The sequence below is a fragment of the Rhodococcus quanlei genome (assembly GCF_055231015.1).
This window is the reverse complement of record NZ_JBUYWD010000022.1, coordinates 141219-158915: the sequence shown is the minus strand read 5'-3', so window position 1 is coordinate 158915 and position 17697 is coordinate 141219. Positions and strand designations below refer to the sequence as shown.

General features: G+C 63.3%; 12 protein-coding genes and 1 pseudogene. 9 read left to right on the top strand and 4 right to left on the bottom strand.

The window, feature by feature from the left end; all coding sequences use genetic code 11:
* The first annotated feature begins 25 nt into the window (after positions 1–25).
* A complete protein-coding gene (locus tag ACZI8Q_RS16475) occupies positions 26–613 on the top strand; it encodes a TetR/AcrR family transcriptional regulator (protein WP_463374636.1) in 588 nt (195 codons plus the stop codon).
* Positions 614–636: 23 nt separating this feature from the next.
* On the top strand, positions 637–1194 hold the full coding sequence (locus ACZI8Q_RS16470; RefSeq protein WP_463374635.1) for an NADPH-dependent FMN reductase: 558 nt from the start codon (positions 637–639) through the stop codon (positions 1192–1194).
* Between the two features lie 7 nt (positions 1195–1201).
* On the opposite strand, the gene eccE is transcribed toward ACZI8Q_RS16470, so the two are convergent.
* A complete protein-coding gene (eccE, locus tag ACZI8Q_RS16465; protein WP_463374634.1) occupies positions 1202–2842 on the bottom strand; it encodes a type VII secretion protein EccE in 1641 nt (546 codons plus the stop codon).
* Positions 2843–2957: 115 nt separating this feature from the next.
* Here eccE and eccB point away from each other — a divergent pair, with 115 nt between their 5' ends.
* Together eccB and ACZI8Q_RS16455 are read left to right on the top strand one after the other, a co-directional pair.
* Positions 2958–4424 carry a type VII secretion protein EccB gene (gene eccB, locus ACZI8Q_RS16460; RefSeq protein WP_463374633.1) on the top strand — a complete coding sequence of 489 codons (1467 nt, stop codon included), beginning with the start codon at positions 2958–2960 and terminating at the stop codon, positions 4422–4424.
* Between the two features lie 172 nt (positions 4425–4596).
* On the top strand, positions 4597–5277 hold the full coding sequence (locus ACZI8Q_RS16455; RefSeq protein ID WP_463374632.1) for a cysteine hydrolase family protein: 681 nt from the start codon (positions 4597–4599) through the stop codon (positions 5275–5277).
* Positions 5278–5324: 47 nt separating this feature from the next.
* On the opposite strand, the gene mycP is transcribed toward ACZI8Q_RS16455, so the two are convergent.
* On the bottom strand, positions 5325–6731 hold the full coding sequence (gene mycP, locus ACZI8Q_RS16450) for a type VII secretion-associated serine protease mycosin (protein WP_463374631.1): 1407 nt from the start codon (positions 6729–6731) through the stop codon (positions 5325–5327).
* Complete coding sequence (gene eccD, locus ACZI8Q_RS16445; protein ID WP_463374629.1) at positions 6728–8194, bottom strand: type VII secretion integral membrane protein EccD; 1467 nt, start codon at positions 8192–8194, stop codon at positions 6728–6730. The genes mycP and eccD overlap by 4 nt, the downstream gene beginning before the upstream one ends.
* A 273-nt stretch (positions 8195–8467) precedes the next feature.
* Between eccD and eccCa the strand changes: the two genes are divergently transcribed.
* The 4 genes from eccCa (at position 8468) to ACZI8Q_RS16425 (ending at position 14724) form a co-directional block, all read left to right on the top strand.
* Positions 8468–12460, top strand: a complete 3993-nt coding sequence (gene eccCa / locus ACZI8Q_RS16440; RefSeq protein WP_463374628.1) for a type VII secretion protein EccCa — start codon at positions 8468–8470, stop codon at positions 12458–12460.
* Positions 12457–13908 (top strand): type VII secretion-associated protein, encoded by a 1452-nt coding sequence (locus ACZI8Q_RS16435; protein WP_463374627.1) that lies wholly within the window; start codon positions 12457–12459, stop codon positions 13906–13908. The genes eccCa and ACZI8Q_RS16435 overlap by 4 nt, the downstream gene beginning before the upstream one ends.
* Positions 13909–14040: 132 nt before the next feature.
* Positions 14041–14355 (top strand): WXG100 family type VII secretion target, encoded by a 315-nt coding sequence (locus ACZI8Q_RS16430; RefSeq protein ID WP_463374626.1) that lies wholly within the window; start codon positions 14041–14043, stop codon positions 14353–14355.
* A gap of 66 nt (positions 14356–14421) precedes the next feature.
* Entirely contained in the window at positions 14422–14724 is a 303-nt protein-coding gene (locus tag ACZI8Q_RS16425; protein WP_463374625.1) for a WXG100 family type VII secretion target, read from the top strand.
* Positions 14725–15549: 825 nt separating this feature from the next.
* On the opposite strand, the pseudogene ACZI8Q_RS16420 reads toward ACZI8Q_RS16425, so the two are convergent.
* Positions 15550–16902: pseudogene (locus ACZI8Q_RS16420) on the bottom strand (ISL3 family transposase); the annotation flags it as partial.
* A gap of 248 nt (positions 16903–17150) precedes the next feature.
* Between ACZI8Q_RS16420 and ACZI8Q_RS16415 the strand changes: the two are divergent.
* Positions 17151–17357, top strand: a complete 207-nt coding sequence (locus ACZI8Q_RS16415; protein ID WP_463374624.1) for a hypothetical protein — start codon at positions 17151–17153, stop codon at positions 17355–17357.
* Positions 17358–17697: the final 340 nt, after the last annotated feature.

Below are 17697 nucleotides of genomic sequence, written 5' to 3'. Positions count from 1 at the left end.
CCGATACTGCAGTATCGTTTTCGGTATGGCAAGAATCGATCGACGGAGTGGCACCACCAAACGGCAGAAGGAACTGCTCGACAAGCTCGTTGCATTGTTTCTCGCCGAGGGATTTGCACACACGACGCTCGACGACATGGCTGCCGCAGTCCGTTGCTCGAAGACGACGCTGTATGCGCTGGCGGAGAACAAGGACGAGTTGGTACGAGTCGTGGCGATCACCTTCTTCAGGCGAGCCACCGAGACGGTCGAGGAAGCCCTGGTGGGAATCGAGGACTTTTCGGAACGGATCACCCGCTATCTGTCGGCGGTCGGGGATCATCTGGCGCCGGCATCGCTGCAGTTCATGATCGATGTGGAGACCACTCCGGTGGGGCGGGAGATCTATGCGCAGAACACGCGCATCGCAGCCCAGCGCGTGCGTGAGTTGATCGACGACGGCGTCCGGGCCGGAACGTTTCGCTCGGTACATGCAGGCTTCGTCGCCGACGTCGCCGCGAATACGATGAACAGAATTGCGCAGCGTGACGTGTTCGGGTCGACTGGATTGGACGACGCCCAGGCCTACCGTGAACTGGCGGCCCTGATCACGGCAGGATTGGAATGCCGATAACGACCGACGGAAGGAGCATGGCGATGTCCGACGAGCGGTTACGAGTGGAAGTGATCATCGGGTCGGTCCGGGAGGGCCGAATCGGACCTCGTGTCGCGGACTGGATCGTCGACCGCGTTCGCGCTCACCCCCAGTTCGACTGTGGTGTGATCGATCTTGTCGACGCTGCACTGCCGATGGACTTTTCGCTCACCCCTGCGACGGAAACTTTCCGGGGGCGCATCGAGCAAGCCGATGCCTTCGTCGTTGTCACTGCGGAATACAACCACGGCTACCCGGCCGCATTGAAAACGGCCTTCGACACACTGAAGTACGAATGGCGTGGAAAGCCGATCGGGTTCGTCTCTTACGGAGGACCAGCGGGCGGTGTGAGGGCGGTCGAACAATTGCGGCAGGTGGTCGCCGAAGTGCACATGGTGTCGGTCCGGCAGTCCGTGGGCTTTCAGAGCGCGCGCAAGCAACTCGAGCGCCCCGACGTCGACCCCATGATCAGCGATGCCGCCGAGCGGATGCTGGGCCAGTTGGCGTGGTGGGCGAACGCAGCCAAGGTATACGCCACAACATCGCCCTATCCAGGGTGAGGCGGGCTCAGTAAGCCGACTGGAAGTGGTCGAGCGTGCGTGGCCGACCGATGTATGCGGTTTCGGACGAAATGGTCACCAGCGTCAGTTCGATACTCGTACCGGCCGTCGACAACATGATCCGATCGCCGATCGCATTGGGCTGAACGATCGATAGATCCGGCTCGGACGCGGGCCACTGACTCGCGTCGCCGTACAGGTAGATCGCGGTCACACCGGCACGAGACGGCAGTGCACTGACTCCGTCGAACACCACAGTGTTGAAGCGGCTCTCCGTCTGCGGGTGTTGGCCTGCGAGGCGCAGCCTGTCGTCGGTGGCGATGGAACCGATGAACGGCGCCCAGGCGTCCGGACGGTCGGTGTGGATGAGGACCCGCGCTCCGGTCGCAATGGCCCGGAACAGCAACTGTTGAGCCAAGTACATCTCACCCGCGACGTAGACCGTCGAGATGCCCAAACCGGCGATACGCGCCGTAATTCCGTGACCCCCGTCATCGGACCCGACGAGCTGACCGCAACCCGCGGGTGGGAGGGACAGCGCATCGAGCGCCTGCAGGGGGACATTCCGAAAGAGGGAACGGCCATCCGCATCGGTGATGGCAATGGGAAGGTTCGCAAGGAGCCCGTCGCGGTGACGTCCGCTCATCGAGACCAGTCCGGGAATCGTCAACGGGTCGATGGGAGTGGGCGTGGTGATCCGGAAGCCGGCAGCAACCTGCACCTGGTCCTCGATCGAACCGGGCCGGAGGCGAACCGTCACCGTGGTGCCCAAGCTCGACGGAACCCACAGCTTTGCCAACAGTTCCTTCGTCAGAGCGCGGGGTTCGATCTCGTATCCGGTGTTCGACACCCCCGGCAAGGTGACGTCGTGCCACGTCTCTTCGAGGGCGGTGGGAACGACACCACGGCTGACCTGAAGCGCTGCCGAATCGACCTCCGGAGCGGTCAGGATTCGTGCGCGGCATCCGTTGTCGTCGAGCGTACGGACAATCCGGTTGGCGGCCATGGTGATGCATCGCGCAGCACCCTCTCGGCCACCACCGCGACGATCGACGGAATCCTTGCCGGCCAAGGCGTCGAAGCGCAGCACCACCCAGACGGTGCGGGTAGCGGTCGCGGGCAGGGGGCCGACCAGACGGTCGTACACCTCTGTCGCGGGGCTGCCTGCCGCCGCCCGGTATCCGTGACTGACGATATCGATACCGCTCAGCGAAATATCGTGCTGGGTGAGGCACGACGCCAGAGCCGATGTCGGTAGCAGGTGGGTGGACTGAAAACTGCCCGGGGCGATCTGGGTCAGGTTGCCGTGCGGTGGGAGAACTTCCACCACGGCCACGACGTTGGTGCCGTCCCATCGAAGGCCGATGTTCTGATCGGTGGGAGCTTCGTAGTCGACCGCCCGGGTGATGCTGTACTCCGGCTTGGCCGAGTAGTGCCACGCCGTGCGAATCCAATCGACCGTCGACCAACCGCGCACCCGAATCAAGGCAACCGCCATGAACGTGAAGCCGATCGCAAGAGCGATCCAGATCGACAACCCGCAGACGCCGGCAACGAGCGCGAAAACCAGCCCGACCACCTGAGCGATCACCAGATCCGCGGTGGTGAACCACAGAGCTGACGAACGACTTCTACGAAACCGGTTCACGAATTCCCTCCCCAACTACCCGAACCCAGCGGTTCGGTACCCCGTCCACTGCAATGACGTTTGAGGGGAACTGTACTGTGTCACGTCGAGAGCCGTGCAGTACGGGGGAGGAACAATGGCTGTAACACCCACCACCAAGTGGCAGGTCAACGGATACCGCTTCTTGGTTCGGCGCATGGAACACGCGCTGGTACGTCGTGACGTGCGAATGCTTCACGACCCGATGCGCTCGCAGTCCCGCGCTCTGGTCGTCGGCATCGTCCTTGCCTCACTCGGACTCGGTGCGTGCGGTGCGCTGGCGTTGTTCAAGCCACAGGACAAGCTCGGTGACTCGGCGATCGTCATGGGCAGAGACACCGGTGCCCTGTATGTGAAGTACGAGGGGACGCTGCGCCCCGTACTGAATCTTGCGTCCGCCCGACTCATCGCCGGTGGTCCGGAACAGCCCGCCGAAGTCAAGGAATCGGAACTCGACACCGTGCCTCGCGGCGCACTCGTCGGAATACCCGGTGCGCCGTCCACGCTCAACCACGGAAGTCAGGCGCCGTGGACCGTGTGTGACACCATCGACAACGGCACCGGTTCCATCACCAAGACGTCGGTGCTGGTGGGTGAAGCCCCGGAGCGCGACGGTGTGAACGAATTGGCCACCTCGGAAGTGCTTTTGGTGTCGAACTCCGACAAGGACTACCTGGTTTACGACGGCAAGCGAGCCGAAATCGACCTGACCGATACGAAGATCACGCGAGCACTGGGAATCGAACAGGCACGACCGAGGTCGGTCAGTCAAGGCCTGATCAACTCGATTCCGGAGGTTCGTGAGATCGTGTCGCCCAAGATCCGCGATGCGGGCGAGCGCCCCGACTTCTCGGCCGATGGCATGGAAATCGGATCCGTGTTCCAGGTGAATGTGGGTGGCGAGAAGGAACACTATGTGGTGCTCGCGGATGGCATCCAGAAAGTCAGTCAAGCGGTCGCGAACCTGATCTTCTTCGACAACGATCAAGGTGACACCGAGATGTCGACCGTGGGTGCGTCCACCATGGGCGGGTACCCGACTGCGTCGGAGGGGCTGTCGGTCGGCCACTACCCGGAATCCGTCTCGGATGTCATAGGGGCAGAACAGAATCCGGTCAGTTGCCTGAGCTGGCGACCGCTGACGGAATCGTCCGAGGCGTCGGAGGGTGTTCCAGGCGCGGAGTTGCAACTCGTCGCCGGTCGCACTCTGCCGATCGATGCGGACGCGAAGCCGGTGCGGCTGGCACAGGCCGACGGTGGGGGAGACAACGCCGACGAGGTCTTCGTACAGTCCGGCAACGGCGGCTTCGTTCAGGCCACCGGACTCGAGCCCAGCAGCACACGACAAGACGGCATCTTCTACGTTGCCGACACCGGTGTGCGTTTCGGCATCAAGGATGCAGAGACCGCGAAAATGCTCGGCTTGGAAGGTGCGCCGTCTCGTGCGCCGTGGCAGATGATGGAACTGCTCGGGCCGGGCCCTGCGCTGAGTCAGAAGGCGGCCCTTGTCGCCCACGACGGTGTGGCACCCGATTCCAAGGGAGCATCGGTTTCCGGTAGCTGAGAAGCGGGTATGCGGCAGTCGGACTCGGAATTTGTGTAGACGTACCGCGGGCACTGGGGTGGGTGCAACGATCGGTGACACTGCGTGAGTTGAGGAACGCATGATACCCAACCGCTGGACACCGACCGGGACGTCGATCGATCTTCGGAGGTTCAGCCGCCATACAATCCGGGTGGATATCGCGGCGGAGCCACAATCATTGGTCCTCGACGCCACCCGCAGTGCCCTTCTGGTGATCGACATGCAGAACGACTTCTGCACGGAAGGTGGTTGGCTGCACTCCATCGGGATCGACACCTCAGTACTCTCCGGCGCGATCGAAGCCCTGTCCGGGCTCATACCGGCAGCACGTGCGGTCGATATTCCGGTGATCTGGTTGAACTGGGGCAATCGTGTGGACTGTGCAAACCTGCCTCCCAACGTCGTCCACGTCTACGATCCCGATTTGTCCGGGGTGGGTATCGGATCGTCGCTGGCCAACGGTTCGCGGGTGTTGATCCGGGGAGAGTGGGGAACCTCAGTAGTCGACGACCTCGAGGTTGCTCACAGCGACCTGACAGTGGACAAGTTCCGGATGAGTGGTTTCTGGGACACTGCACTGGACTCGATTCTGCGTAACCTTCGCGTGGATACGCTGTTCCTGTCGGGAGTCAACTCGGACCAGTGCGTATACACGACATTGATCGACGCGGCGTGTCAGGGGTACGACGTCGTTCTGGTCGACGGTGCGAGCGCGACCACCTCACCGCCGTTCTGCCATCGGGCAACCCTCTACAACGTCCGTCAGTGTTTCGGGTTCACCGCCGACGCGTCATCGGTCACTTGCGCGTTCCGCGCAGTCGCGGAGCATTGACCCGACTCGCGATGATGGGTCTGGAATGCCGGTGTCAGGGTCGGGACTCACTCTGTGCGGCGGTCGGCAGTCCTTCGTAGATGTCGGCGGAGTGGGAACGATCCGAGCACGCCCAGAACGAGCAATGCAGCAAGAGTTCCCACCGATGCGAGTGCCACTGTGCGGGGCCGCGGATCGGGAGTTTCGGGCGGAGTGGGCGCCGCGATGGCTACGGATTTCGGGGCGTCGGGAGGCACGCCTTCACGCGGAAGGTTCGCGGTCACAGCGGCCAGCGGATCGACGACGCCGTGACCGACCATGGGATTCCACCCTTCCGCCGGGGCGTGTGCCGTCGCCTCGATACGTGCCATCACCTCCATCGCAGATAGTTCCGGGAACCGTGCCCGCACCAAGGCGGCCGTGGCCGATACGAACGGGGCCGCGAAACTGGTGCCACTCACCGGATTGCGCTGGCCGGTCCTGCCGTCGGTGACCGCGTTTGTCAACTCGCCCGAACCTGGTTTGAGCGACACAAGGTCGGTGCCCGGCGCTGCCACGTCCACCCATGGCCCGGCGAGGCTGGTCTCGTTTGGTGTTCCGTCGGCATTCACACGGCCCACGGTGAGGACGTAGTCGTCGTGCCAGGCGGGGCTGGCAAGTGTGCGCACGGAGTCAGAGGTGTCATCGGCCGGGTCCAGTGGGTCCAGGTATGGATTCTGGGTGTCACAGCCACCATCTCCGAGGTTACCTGCTGCTGCGACGACGACCGCATCCTGAACCGTCACTGCGTAGTTCACCGCTGCGCCCAGAGATACGTCGTAGTCGCCCATACCCAGGCCGGCACTTCGGCAGGCGGCCACGGAGATGTTGATGACAGTGGCGTCTTGATCGGCTGCGTCCCGGATTGCCTGTGCGAGAGTTACCACGGTTCCCGCGCCCTTCGAGGTGGCTGCCTTCTCGGGGTCGACCGGGGTGCGGCCCGCCGGACCGTACTTTTCGCTCGACTGGCGGATGCTGAGGATCTGGGCGCCCGGTGCGCCGCCGGCAAAACCGGAACCCGGCGCGGGCTGTGCGGCGATCAGACCGGCGACCAGGGTTCCATGAACGTCACAGTCCTCGGTGCCGTCGGAACTGCCGACCAGATCACCACCGCCGATGAGGTTCGGCAGTCGCGGATGGTGGGCGACGCCGGTGTCGATCACCGCGACCTTCTGCCCTTCACCTCGGGTGAATCGCCACGCCGAGCGGAAGTCGAGAAACTGCTGCGAGACAGGCACCTCGGGCCCATCCGGTGCGGTTGCGGCCCCATTGCAGGGGATGTTGTTCTTCCGCTCCCATTTCGTCGTCTCTGCAGGCGGGAGCATCGACGGATTATTGGGTGGCGGTTCCGCGGCCATCGCTGCAGGCTGGCCGATCGCCGACGTGAGGGCGACCACAACCGAGACGAGGGTTACGCGGCCGACAGTGCCCTTCACAGTCCGCGCATCATCGAGTACAGGTTGGTGACCCAACACACCAACGGGACGATCGATGCGATGAAGGCGAGGTCGATCAACTCGGCGACCCGCCGCATCACGGGAGAGAAGGTCTGCTTCGGAGCGAGGATCCCAAGGGCGAGGGCCGCGCCGACCAGCAGCATCGCCGCTGCGAATACGGCGACCGACCAGTCGGAGGCGGTGACAGCCGCCCCGGTCAACAACAGAACGAGAATTGTCGCACCGCAAGCGATGAGCGGGACCGCCTGATGGATGCTGCTGTATGTCCGCCCGCGGAACATGAGAACGGCAGCAGCCGAAATGGCGAGGGCAGTTCCGGGCCAGTAGATTCCCTCGGCCGTCGACTGTGCGGCAACGAGGGCGGACGTCAGCGTGCCGAGAGCCATCGACGTGACGAGCCCGGTCAGGTATTGGCGTGCCCGAGTGGAGCGGTCCAGCAGTTCGTTGTACGACAGTCGCGCTACCTGATCATCCGGATCGTCTTCCGAGGGATCCACCGACGTGCCCGGGGCGGGCACCGGTGGTAGCGGCAACTTGGCCATCAACATGGAGATTCGCGCCGAGAAGGCGAGACCGATGAGAGCAACGGCGAGAGTCCCTGCTGCGATCTCGTGTGTGCTCGCATCACTCAGGGTGCCCACGAGGGCTGCAGGCGTTGCGAGAAGTGACAGGGAAGCGGCGGCCGTGAACAGTGACAGACCGACACCACTGGCTCGAAGGCCGAGAATCGCGGTGACCCCGGTCAGCGCCGATCCGAGCAGAAGGTGAGGGGCACCGAACTCGCCGGGAACGAATAGCGCGCCACCGGTGAACGCAAGGGGAAGAGAAGCGCATCCGAGCACGACGGCGCTCCGCACGTCGCCGTAGATGCGGCTCGTCAATGCTCCGGCCGTGAGGAAGAGTAACGCCATCAGGAGTGCGAAACCGGCGCCGACGAGGTTCTCTCCGTCCCGTGCCGACCACAGCAATGCGAACGAGCCGACCAAGGTCACGAGCAGGCCGACGGCCGAGCCCATGGTGCGAGCCGAATCGGCAGTCCACTCGCGATCCTGCTCCGACCCAGCCGTTGCGACGTTGTACATGATGTCGTCGAACAGGGGAGCAGGAGCACTGGCGTGCGCACTCTCGAGTACGAGAAGGTCTCCGTCGCGGATGCCGTGTTCGTTGAGCGTCAGCGTGGAGGCGAGCGGGGCCTGGCCGATCTTGGCGAGGACCCATTCGTTCGGCTCGTACTCTTCGACGACGTCGTCGAAGTCGTTGCTGCCGCGGTGGCTACGAATCGTATCGACGATGCCCGGTACGAGGAGCGCGAGCGGGATGGTGGCCGGCACCGCCATGTCGACCTGTGAATGCGTCGAAAGGACGGTCAGCCTGCACAGGTCGGTGGCTGCACTGGTCCCGGACGTGTGCGAGTGACGCGACTCGCCGCTGGTGATGGTCAATGCACTTCCCCCAACTCTGCGACGCACTGCCCCACCTGCGCCGATACGTTACGAATGAGCGTCCGTCGGATGCTGTGTGTTTCGGACCATGGGCACTCTATTACAAGTGGGTGTCACCCTCCACCGGCCGGGGTTCGATCCGCATTCGACGAAGCCCTCGCTGTACCGAACCGTGCGCAATGGTCTAGCCTTTGTGACTGCGAGACCCGCCCTGGGGGGCCGCCGGGAATTCCGGGTACGGGTCGTGAACTGTCTCGGAGGGGGTCGGCAAACGTGAGCACCAGCCGGTTCGTGCGTAAAGCACGACGAGAGGTACCACGCATCCCCGGTGGTGAGGTGAGCCTGCAGGCTCCGCCCGAAATCCCTCGCACGGTGCCGGGAAACCTGATCACGAAGCTTCTTCCGCTCGTCATGGTCGTCGCGATGGTCGGCATGATGGCGTTGATGTTCACCTCCGGCATGGGGCGCAGCCCGATGTCGATGCTGTTTCCGATCATGATGATGGTCTCGATGCTCGGCATGCTTGCCGGTGGCGGCAAGGGCGGGCCGAAAGCATCCGAGGCCAACGAGGATCGCAAGGACTACCTGCGCTACCTCGATCAGCTTCGGAAGGACGTCGACGAAACCGGCGATCAGCAGCGCAAGTCCCTCGAATGGAGCCACCCCGAGCCGCGTCTGCTGTGGACGCTCGCCGGCACCTCGAGGATGTGGGAGCGTCGCGCAAACGATCCGGACTTCTGCCACGTTCGCGTAGGCCGAGGAAGCCAGCGTCTCGCCACCAGACTGATCGCGCCCGAGACGGGACCTGTGGACGATCTCGAACCCGTGGCAGCTGTGTCGCTGCGACGCTTCGTCCGCGCGCATTCGGTGGTCCAGGATCTTCCGACAGCCGTTTCGATCCGGGGGTTCGCATCCATCGCCATCGAAGGCCAGCGATCCATGGCCCGGTCGTTGGTTCAGTCGATGCTGATGCAGCTCTGCACCTTTCACGGTCCGGACCACCTGCTGGTCGCGGTGGTGTGTGGACCGGACACCGAACCGGAATGGGAATGGGCCAAGTGGCTCCCGCACGCCCAGCATCCGGAGGTCGCGGACGGTATCGGCACGTCACGCATGGTGTACGGGTCGATCCTCGAACTCGAGTCGGCACTGGGTCCGATGCTGACGATGCGCAGCCGGTTCTCGCGTAATGCCCCGGCGACGCCGGGTGTCCCGCAGATGGTCATCGTCGTCGACGGCGGCATCCTCGACGGCGAATCCGGGATGATCACCGACGGCGGCATCGATGCCGTGACCGTTCTCGACATCAGTGGGTACTGCCCGAGGCTGACCGCAACGCGCGGCCTTCAGCTTGTGGCGGACAACGGTTCACTGGGTGCGCGTAGCGGTAGCGGTGTCGAGATGTTCGCCAACGCCGACCTGATGAACGCGGCCGAGGCGCAAACCCTTGCGCGCCGTCTGGCTCCGTTCCGCACGCCCAGCCAGACCGCCGTCGATGCCGTGGACGACGACGATCAGCAGATTCAATCCTGGGGGCAGATGATCGGCGTCGGCGCTGTCGGCCGACTGAATCCAGAGCACGTGTGGCTGCCGCGAAGTGCCCGCGACCGCCTGCGCATACCCATCGGTCTGGGTGTGGACGGCACCGTCGTCGACATCGACCTGAAGGAGTCCGCCGAGAACGGCATGGGTCCGCACGGTCTGTGTATCGGTGCAACCGGTTCCGGTAAGTCGGAGTTCCTTCGAACACTCGTTCTCGGACTCATCGCGACGCACTCACCGGACGCACTGAACCTCATCCTCGTCGACTTCAAGGGTGGTGCAACGTTCCTCGGTCTCGACGGGGCGCCGCACGTTGCCGCAGTGATCACCAACCTTGCCGAAGAACTCGACATGGTCGAGCGCATGAGGGACGCGATCGCCGGCGAAATGAACCGTCGTCAGGAGCTCCTGCGATCTGCCGGCAACTTCGCCAACGTCACAGAGTACGAGAAGGCCAGGGTCGCCGGAGCAGCGCTCGACCCGTTGCCTGCACTGTTCATCGTGGTCGACGAGTTCTCCGAACTGCTGAGCCAGCACCCCGATTTCGCCGACCTGTTCGTCGCGATCGGACGTCTGGGCCGTTCGTTGCACATCCACTTGCTGCTCGCGAGCCAGCGACTGGAAGAGGGCAAGCTGCGTGGTCTCGACAGCCACCTGTCGTACCGCATCGGTCTGAAGACTTTCTCCGCAAACGAATCCCGAAGCGTGCTCGGCGTGCCGGACGCGTACCACCTTCCGGCGAGCCCGGGTGCGGGATACCTCAAGTGCGACTCCGCCGAGATCGTGCGCTTCCAGGCGTCGTACGTGTCCGGCATCTACGAAGGCGACCGCGCCGACCGCATCCAAGAGCGCGACTCGGCCACTGTGGAACTGCGACCGAAGATCTTCACCGCGTCGCCGGTTGCCGCGGATGTCGTCGAAGAACCCGAGTACACGCCGCTGGCGGAGATCAATTCGGGTCCACCCGAAACCAGAACGACCATCGATGTCGTGGTCGAGCGGATCCAGGGCCACGGCAACCCCGCACATGAGGTGTGGCTGCCGCCGTTGGACGCCCCGTCCCCTCTGGACGAGTTGCTTCCGCGCTCGATTCTCACGGAACCGGTGAACCCACTCAGCACGCTTCGCGCGCCGATCGGCATCATCGACCGCCCGTACGACCAGCGTCGTGATCCATTGGTCGTGGACCTCTCGGGTGCCACGGGCAACATGGCAATCGTCGGTGGTCCGCAGTCGGGTAAATCGACCGCCCTGCGAACTCTCATCATGTCGATGTCGATGACGCACACCGCGGAGCAGGTGCAGTTCTACTGCCTCGACTTCGGTGGCGGCACCCTGGCGGGCCTGAGTGGTCTCCCACACGTTGGCTCCGTGGCCAACCGACTCGATGTCGACCGGGTGCGCCGCACACTCGCCGAGATGACCACGATCGTCCGGCAACGTGAGTTGCGTTTCCGCGACCTCGGTATCGAATCGATGACCGAGTTTCGGCGACGCCAGGCAGACCAGGCGTACGAAGGTGCGCCCCGGGACGATTCGTTCGGTGACGTCTTCCTCGTGATCGACGGTTACGCCAGCATCAGGCAGGATTTCGAGAGTCTCGACCAGTCGATCAACAATCTGGCAGCGCAAGGACTTTCCTACGGCGTCCACCTCATCGTGAGTGCCGGACGATGGGGCGAGATCAGGCCCGCGCTCAAGGACCAGCTGGGTACGCGAATCGAGTTGCGTCTCGGTGATCCGTCCGATTCGGACCTCGGCCGGAAGGTGGCAGCGCTCGTCCCGACAGGCCGTCCTGGCCGCGGTATGACCCGCGACAGCCTCCACCTGCTGATCGGACTTCCGCGTGTCGACGGCAGCTCGAATCTCGAAGACCTGTCGTCCGGCGTCGCACACGCGGTCGACGCGATCGCAGCGTCCACGCCGGGGAACCCCGCGCCTGCTGTCCGCATGTTGCCCGAACGCATCGAAAGGGACGAACTGCTCGCCCACGCGAATTGGCCTGCATCGGTCGACCGGTCGCAAACAAATCTGCGTATTCCTGTCGGTCTGGACGAGGCGGAGTTGGCTCCCACTTACCTCAACTTCGCGGAACAGCCACACTTCATGGTCTTCGGTGACAGCGAGTGCGGTAAGACGACCCTGCTGCAGAACATCTGCGAGGGGATCATGCAGTCCAACACCGGTAAACAGGTCAAGATCGTTCTGTGTGACTACCGCCGAACGCTTCTCGGTGTCGTCCCCAAGGAGTACCTCGCCGGGTATGCACCGTCCGCCTCTGTCATGAGTGATCTCATGAAGGACCTCGCCGGACGGATGCAAGCGCGTACGGCCGGACCCGACATCACGCAGCAACAGCTGCGGGATCGGTCCTGGTGGGAGGGGCCAGAGGTGTTCGTCATCATCGACGACTACGACCTCGTGGTCACCTCGAGCGGTAATCCCGTTGCACCGCTTCTCGAATACCTTCCGCACGCCAGGGATCTCGGCCTGCACGTGATCATCTCGCGTCGGTCGGGTGGTGCCGGTCGTGCGATGTACGAGCCCGTCATTTCACGCCTGCGAGATCTGGTATCGCCCGGTCTCGTGATGAGCGGTAACAGGGAAGAGGGAAACCTTCTCGGTACCGTGCGCCCCAGCGCGATGCCTCCCGGTCGAGGCACCCTGGTCAGTCGGTCAGGATCAGGTTTGGTTCAGGTCGCTTGGATGCCGCCGCAGATATGACATCCACCGCAGATCAGAACGCACTGGCGATTCATCTGACGGAAAACGGTGTTCACGCCAGTTCACGAGGTGAGTACTGGTTCGGCGAGGCGGACTCGCAGTCACTGGCTTCGGCGGAAGACGACTACTCGGCGCTCGGCTCCGAAATTGCGTCCACCTCCGATGCGGTGCGGGCTGTCATCGAAACTGCGCTGGTCGGAGTTGGGTCGACGCCACCCGTGAGTGCAATCGCGATGACGCACCCCACGCATTGGGGTGCCGCACGTATTCGCGTGTACCGAGAAGCGGCCCGCCACTTCGCGTCCGACGTGACAATGGTTGCGCTGGCGTCGGTCGCCGCGCGGGCGGCCGCGCAGCAACGTGCCGACCTTCACACTGCGGTACCGCACTACGTCGTTCTGGAGTCCTCCGAGGCCGGGGTCGTTACGACGTGTGTCGACGGCTTCAAGGACGAGTACCGGGTGGTGGGTTGCGATACCGAGCACGGCGACGGTGCGCTCACTGGAGCAGTGTGTCGTGTGTCGAACGGTCGGATCGTGGACGCGGCCATCGTGTGCGACGACGATGCTGTGAGTGACATGGATGCCTTCGCGGCAGAACTTTCAGAGGAGTTCGGGCGTCAGTTGCCCGTCCGGTCCGTGTCAGCGGAGGATGTGGCGAAGGCGCTCGATGACCATGTCGGCCGCGCTCTCACGCCCATGCTCGATCCCGAACCGATTCGTAGGCAGTGGTTGTCGGCCTCGCAGAAGGATTCGGGCCCGGAACGTCGCCTTCGTCCGGCCCTGATAGCGGCTGTAGCCGTGACAGCGGTTGTCTCGGTGTGCGTTGTCGCTCTTTTCATGAATGGCGGACAGTCGCAGGAGTCGGTGCGTGCCGCCGACACAGCGGTGCCCGAGAGTGCCGGGACTGCGGCGGCTGCCGAGACTTCGTCCGTTGCACCCCCGTCCGTCGAATCACCTCCGACGGTTTCGGTGCCGGTGGAAACTCCGGAGCGCGGTGACGTGACAGAATTCGGATGGATTCGAATTCAGATGCCGGAAAACTGGCAGCGGAGTCCCGTGGTGGATGGTGCGTCAGTGTCACCCGACCGGGTCGAATTGGTTCCGGTCACCGGTTCGGGTAGCCGAATCGTGCTCGTTCAGAACGAGGTTCGAAACGGCATGGGATACAAAGACGTTGCGGCCACACTCGGTGAGCAGATCGCGCGGAATGACCAGGGAAGATTCTCGGAACTCGAGCGTGGTGTGGCGTTCGGGGGACGGTCGGGTATCGCGTACTCGGAGTTCCCAGAGGACAAGTCGCAAGTGAATTGGCATGTTCTCATCGAGCACGGTGTTCAGGTGAGCGTCGGGTGCCAGTTCGAGCGCGCGGAGTGGGCCGCCATTGTCGAGCCGTGCGAGCACGTTGTTCGATCGTTGTCGATCAGCGATCGAGAGTCCGGCAAATGAACGATTTGCGACAGGAAAAAATCTTCCACCGAGGTGGAACCGGTTGGGCGTCCTATGCGTCCAACCCTGTGCAGGGGTGAATTGGTGTGGTCCGCGCTGGACCACCGCACCAGAACGTCTAGGAGGAACGTAGTGGGATTCTCAATCGATAATGCCGCCGTCGAGGCATCGGCGAGTCACGTTGAGACGGTGAAAGAGAGTGTCGATGGTCAGATCGTGCTGATCCGTGATCTGGTCGAGGGTTCGCGGGCCCACTGGCAGGGTGGTGCCCAGGCTGCCTTCGCCAGCCTGATGGAGCGCTACGACGCATCGGCCCGTAAACAGAGTGAAGCGCTAGCCACCATCGTCGAGAAGATCCGGTCCAACAACAAGGGTTACGACGACACAGAACAGCAGGTTCTCCAGTCGATTCATGCCGCGGATGCATCCGCAACGCTGGATATGTAGCGGCAAGCCACTTCGTTCCACTCAGTTCAGGGTGGCAAATTTAAATCTTCAACGAGGGAGTGAACAATGACGGGTCCGATCAGTTACGACTTTCAAAACTTGATGACGATGGGCGAAGATCTTCGTAGTCGCGTGAGAGCCTTGACCGAGACTCACGACGAGCTCAAAGGTTACGTCAGCGGCCTGGCTCAGCAGTGGGGAAGCACAGACGAGAACGGCGCAAAAAACAACTACGACGCCGTCCAGCAGCAGTGGGACATGGCTCACGAGGATTTGATCCACGTACTCCAGACGATCACGAAGGTGGTTGAGGACGGCGTGATCGACATGCAGGCGAAGGAAGCGCAGAACGCTGCGGCGTGGCTCTGACTTCAGGAACACCCCGAATGCCTCAGTAGCCGAGCGCTTTGCTGAGGCATTCGGCTTATCGCCGATCTGAGTCCTAGCCTCGATCTTTCGTGAGTTCCGTTTGCTGGCCTGATCGGTTTCGGATTTGTGGTTTCGTCCGTCGATCCGGTGTTCGGCCGTGGCGGTGTGCCCGACGCCACCCGACCGCGTCGGGCGCCCCCTCACGGCCAAGCACCGATTCCTCGGTTCAGACACCCAATCCGAAACCGATCAGGCCGGCACGCCGGACTCACGAAAGATCGAGGTAAGCTGCCACGATCGGCGATCCTACCGACCGATTAGTGCCCCAATCGGCTGACCCGCAATCGTGCTACCAGCACAAATATCAACCGGATCCGGCGATCGCCCTCAACCTGTGCAAGTCAGGTCGGGGTGTCTGGCCCGTGCGGACCTGGGACAAGTCCTCCCCGAAAGTGACGTCACGGACCCAATGCAGTTGCTTGTTGGAGTCGGCCAAGGGCGCGGTTCCCGGCGTTCCTGCCGGGTATTTTCCGTGACCGCTCCTCCGAACCCGTCGTGCTAGTTTCCCGGCACCGGGCTATCCACGAGTTCCTTTAGGCAGCAGGGACTCCGGTTCGGTGTCCCCATGGGGTCGGGATCTGATCTGCCCGGTAGCGGTAGCGCACGATGGCTACTTTCGCCGGTTCGAACAGGACCGTTTCCCCAGCGGCGAACGCCCACCGGTTGCCGGGCGCGCCGTAGGTCCGGGCGAGCCATCTCGAGCGCCAGCGGTGATGTTTGCGCCGCAGCCACTTCCACACTCGATGCCACAGATAGTGGCCGAGCTCGCTGCCTGGTACTGGATGACGCCCGCCGTGATTGGCGGGTGCAGGCCCACCGTACTCGGCGGCGTTGGTTCTCCGGTGTTCTGAATCCGAACGCGATCCGGCCGACGTGTTTGACGATCCGGTTGTAGCCTTCGCTGCGGGCGTTCGACAATCCGGTTTCGATGGCGAGGATCATCGGCTGCTGCCATGCCGAGATCGTCGTGGCGAGCTTCGTGGTTTCCGGGACCGAGCAGGCGGCGCAGAACCGGTGCAACGCCTCCCGAATCTCGTAGCGCAGACCGCCACGGTCGGTGCAGGACAACACGTCACGTAGCAGTTCCTTCGTGATCCAAGCAGCGGCGATGTCCCCGTTCGGGTCCGCGGCAGTCAACTTTTGGAACAACTTCGCTCGTTGGTCGTCGGTGAGTCGCTCTGCCGGCCCGCAGCAGCCGGTGCCGATTGATCCATTCGACGTCGCTTTTGCGGCCACGGCGACCCCGTTGTGCCTGGGTGACCCGTCGGCGGACGGTGTCGACCATCTCGTTGGCCTTCTTGACCAGGTGGAACCGGTCGACAACCAGCTGCGCGTGCGGCAGCGCTTCGCGCACCGCCTTCGCGTAGACGGCCGACATGTCGATTGCCACATGGGTGATGGCGGCCTTCCACCTGTCGTCGCGCTCACCGAACCAGTCGGTGACCAACCCCGAGGTGCGGCCGTTGACCTGCGCCAACAAGCCCTGATTGCCGCCGATGTCGACCAGGCCGGTGCCCCACCGATCCACCCACGTCCGCGTTCCGGTCTCCGGGCAGGTTTCCCATTTCGCTTTCCCTCGCCGCGTTTCGTCGATACCCAACACAAGAACCGGTTCGGGTTCGGCGGCCAGCACCGGGTCGGCGGTGGCGACCACCGCCTGGTGGCAGGTGTTCCAGGTGCAGCCATACGCAGCAGCGACCGCCGAGGCGGAGCGGTCGTCGTCGAGGACGGCGAGCGCCATCTCCGTCTTCGCGCGAGCTGTCACCCGCGCCCTGGGTGGGATCTGCGGTACAGATTCGGTGAAGCTCGTCCGATCGCAGGAACTGTTTATGCACAGCCACTTCCGTTTGTGCCACGTCGTCAGCCGGCGGCCGCGGTCGATCTTGATATCACGGGGTCGGGTGATCACCCACCCCTTCGACCGCGTCGAGACGACCGCACACGACGGGCAGACGCCCACCCACTGCGGGGCGGTCTCGATGTGGACGGTGCGAATGCCGTCGGGACCGATCTGCACGGTCTCGACGACGACACCGTCGAGACCGAACAGCACTGAACTACTCTTGGACATGCTCGCGCCTTTGTTGCTGCTGGATGCGTGAAGAACACCCAGTTCACAAGGGTGCGAGCCCTCAATCAATCACCGACACGATCCCGATCGGCCACACCGGACCCCCCAACAAGTCGGAAGAGCCGTAAGGTGGTTCCGATTTCGCGTTATCGGAATATAAGGGGAACTGTGGGCTCGTTCAGTGCTGATTTGGACCAGTTGGATCAATTGGGAGGTGTGCTCCAGAGTCTCGCCGAAGAGGCTGGTGGTTTGCGCCGGCCCGGCTGCTGGCCCATTCTGTTCGACACCTGATGGGATGATGAGTTCGGTCCTCGAGGCGTCGAGCATCTCGTCCAGTTTGGTGGACGGGGCGTTGGTGCCGGCGATCAAGGAGCGCCTGGGTGAAACCGGGGAGATCATGGTCAACACCGCGAAGGAATACCGGAATCAGGACGAATCCAACGCGGAGAAGTTGGCTACGGCGTACACCAACGCGACAGGTGATTGGAGTGAGCAGCCGTGAGCCTGACTCGTACCCAGATCAATTCGTGGAACCCCACCGCCCTGACCGATATCGGTGACGCCTGGATCGCTCTCGGAGGCGAAGTCGAGGATCTGTTCACCCGATACGTCAACAGCGTGACCAAGGTGAACGACACTTACTGGGAGGGTGTCACCGCAGAGGCAGCCCAGGATCGGGCCACCGCTGACAAGAAGACCGCGGTGGTCGTCGTAGACGCGCTCGAGGCGCTTGCCAAACGCGCCAAGCAGGGATTCCACGAGGTGGACGCACCACTGCAACGTGCCCGTCATGCCATCAACGGGGCGGAGGCTGCGGGCTTCCTTGTGTCGGAGACCCTGGC

Excerpts from the sequence above, each read along its gene's own strand:
- ACZI8Q_RS16425 (WP_463374625.1), top strand. The coding sequence starts at position 14,422 with ATGACGGGTCCGATCAGTTACGACTTTCAAAACTTGATGACGATGGGC.
- ACZI8Q_RS16435 (WP_463374627.1), top strand. The coding sequence starts at position 12,457 with ATGACATCCACCGCAGATCAGAACGCACTGGCGATTCATCTGACGGAA.
- ACZI8Q_RS16475 (WP_463374636.1), top strand. The coding sequence starts at position 26 with ATGGCAAGAATCGATCGACGGAGTGGCACCACCAAACGGCAGAAGGAA.
- eccB (WP_463374633.1), top strand. The coding sequence starts at position 2,958 with ATGGCTGTAACACCCACCACCAAGTGGCAGGTCAACGGATACCGCTTC.
- ACZI8Q_RS16470 (WP_463374635.1), top strand. The coding sequence starts at position 637 with ATGTCCGACGAGCGGTTACGAGTGGAAGTGATCATCGGGTCGGTCCGG.
- ACZI8Q_RS16415 (WP_463374624.1), top strand. The coding sequence starts at position 17,151 with ATGATGAGTTCGGTCCTCGAGGCGTCGAGCATCTCGTCCAGTTTGGTG.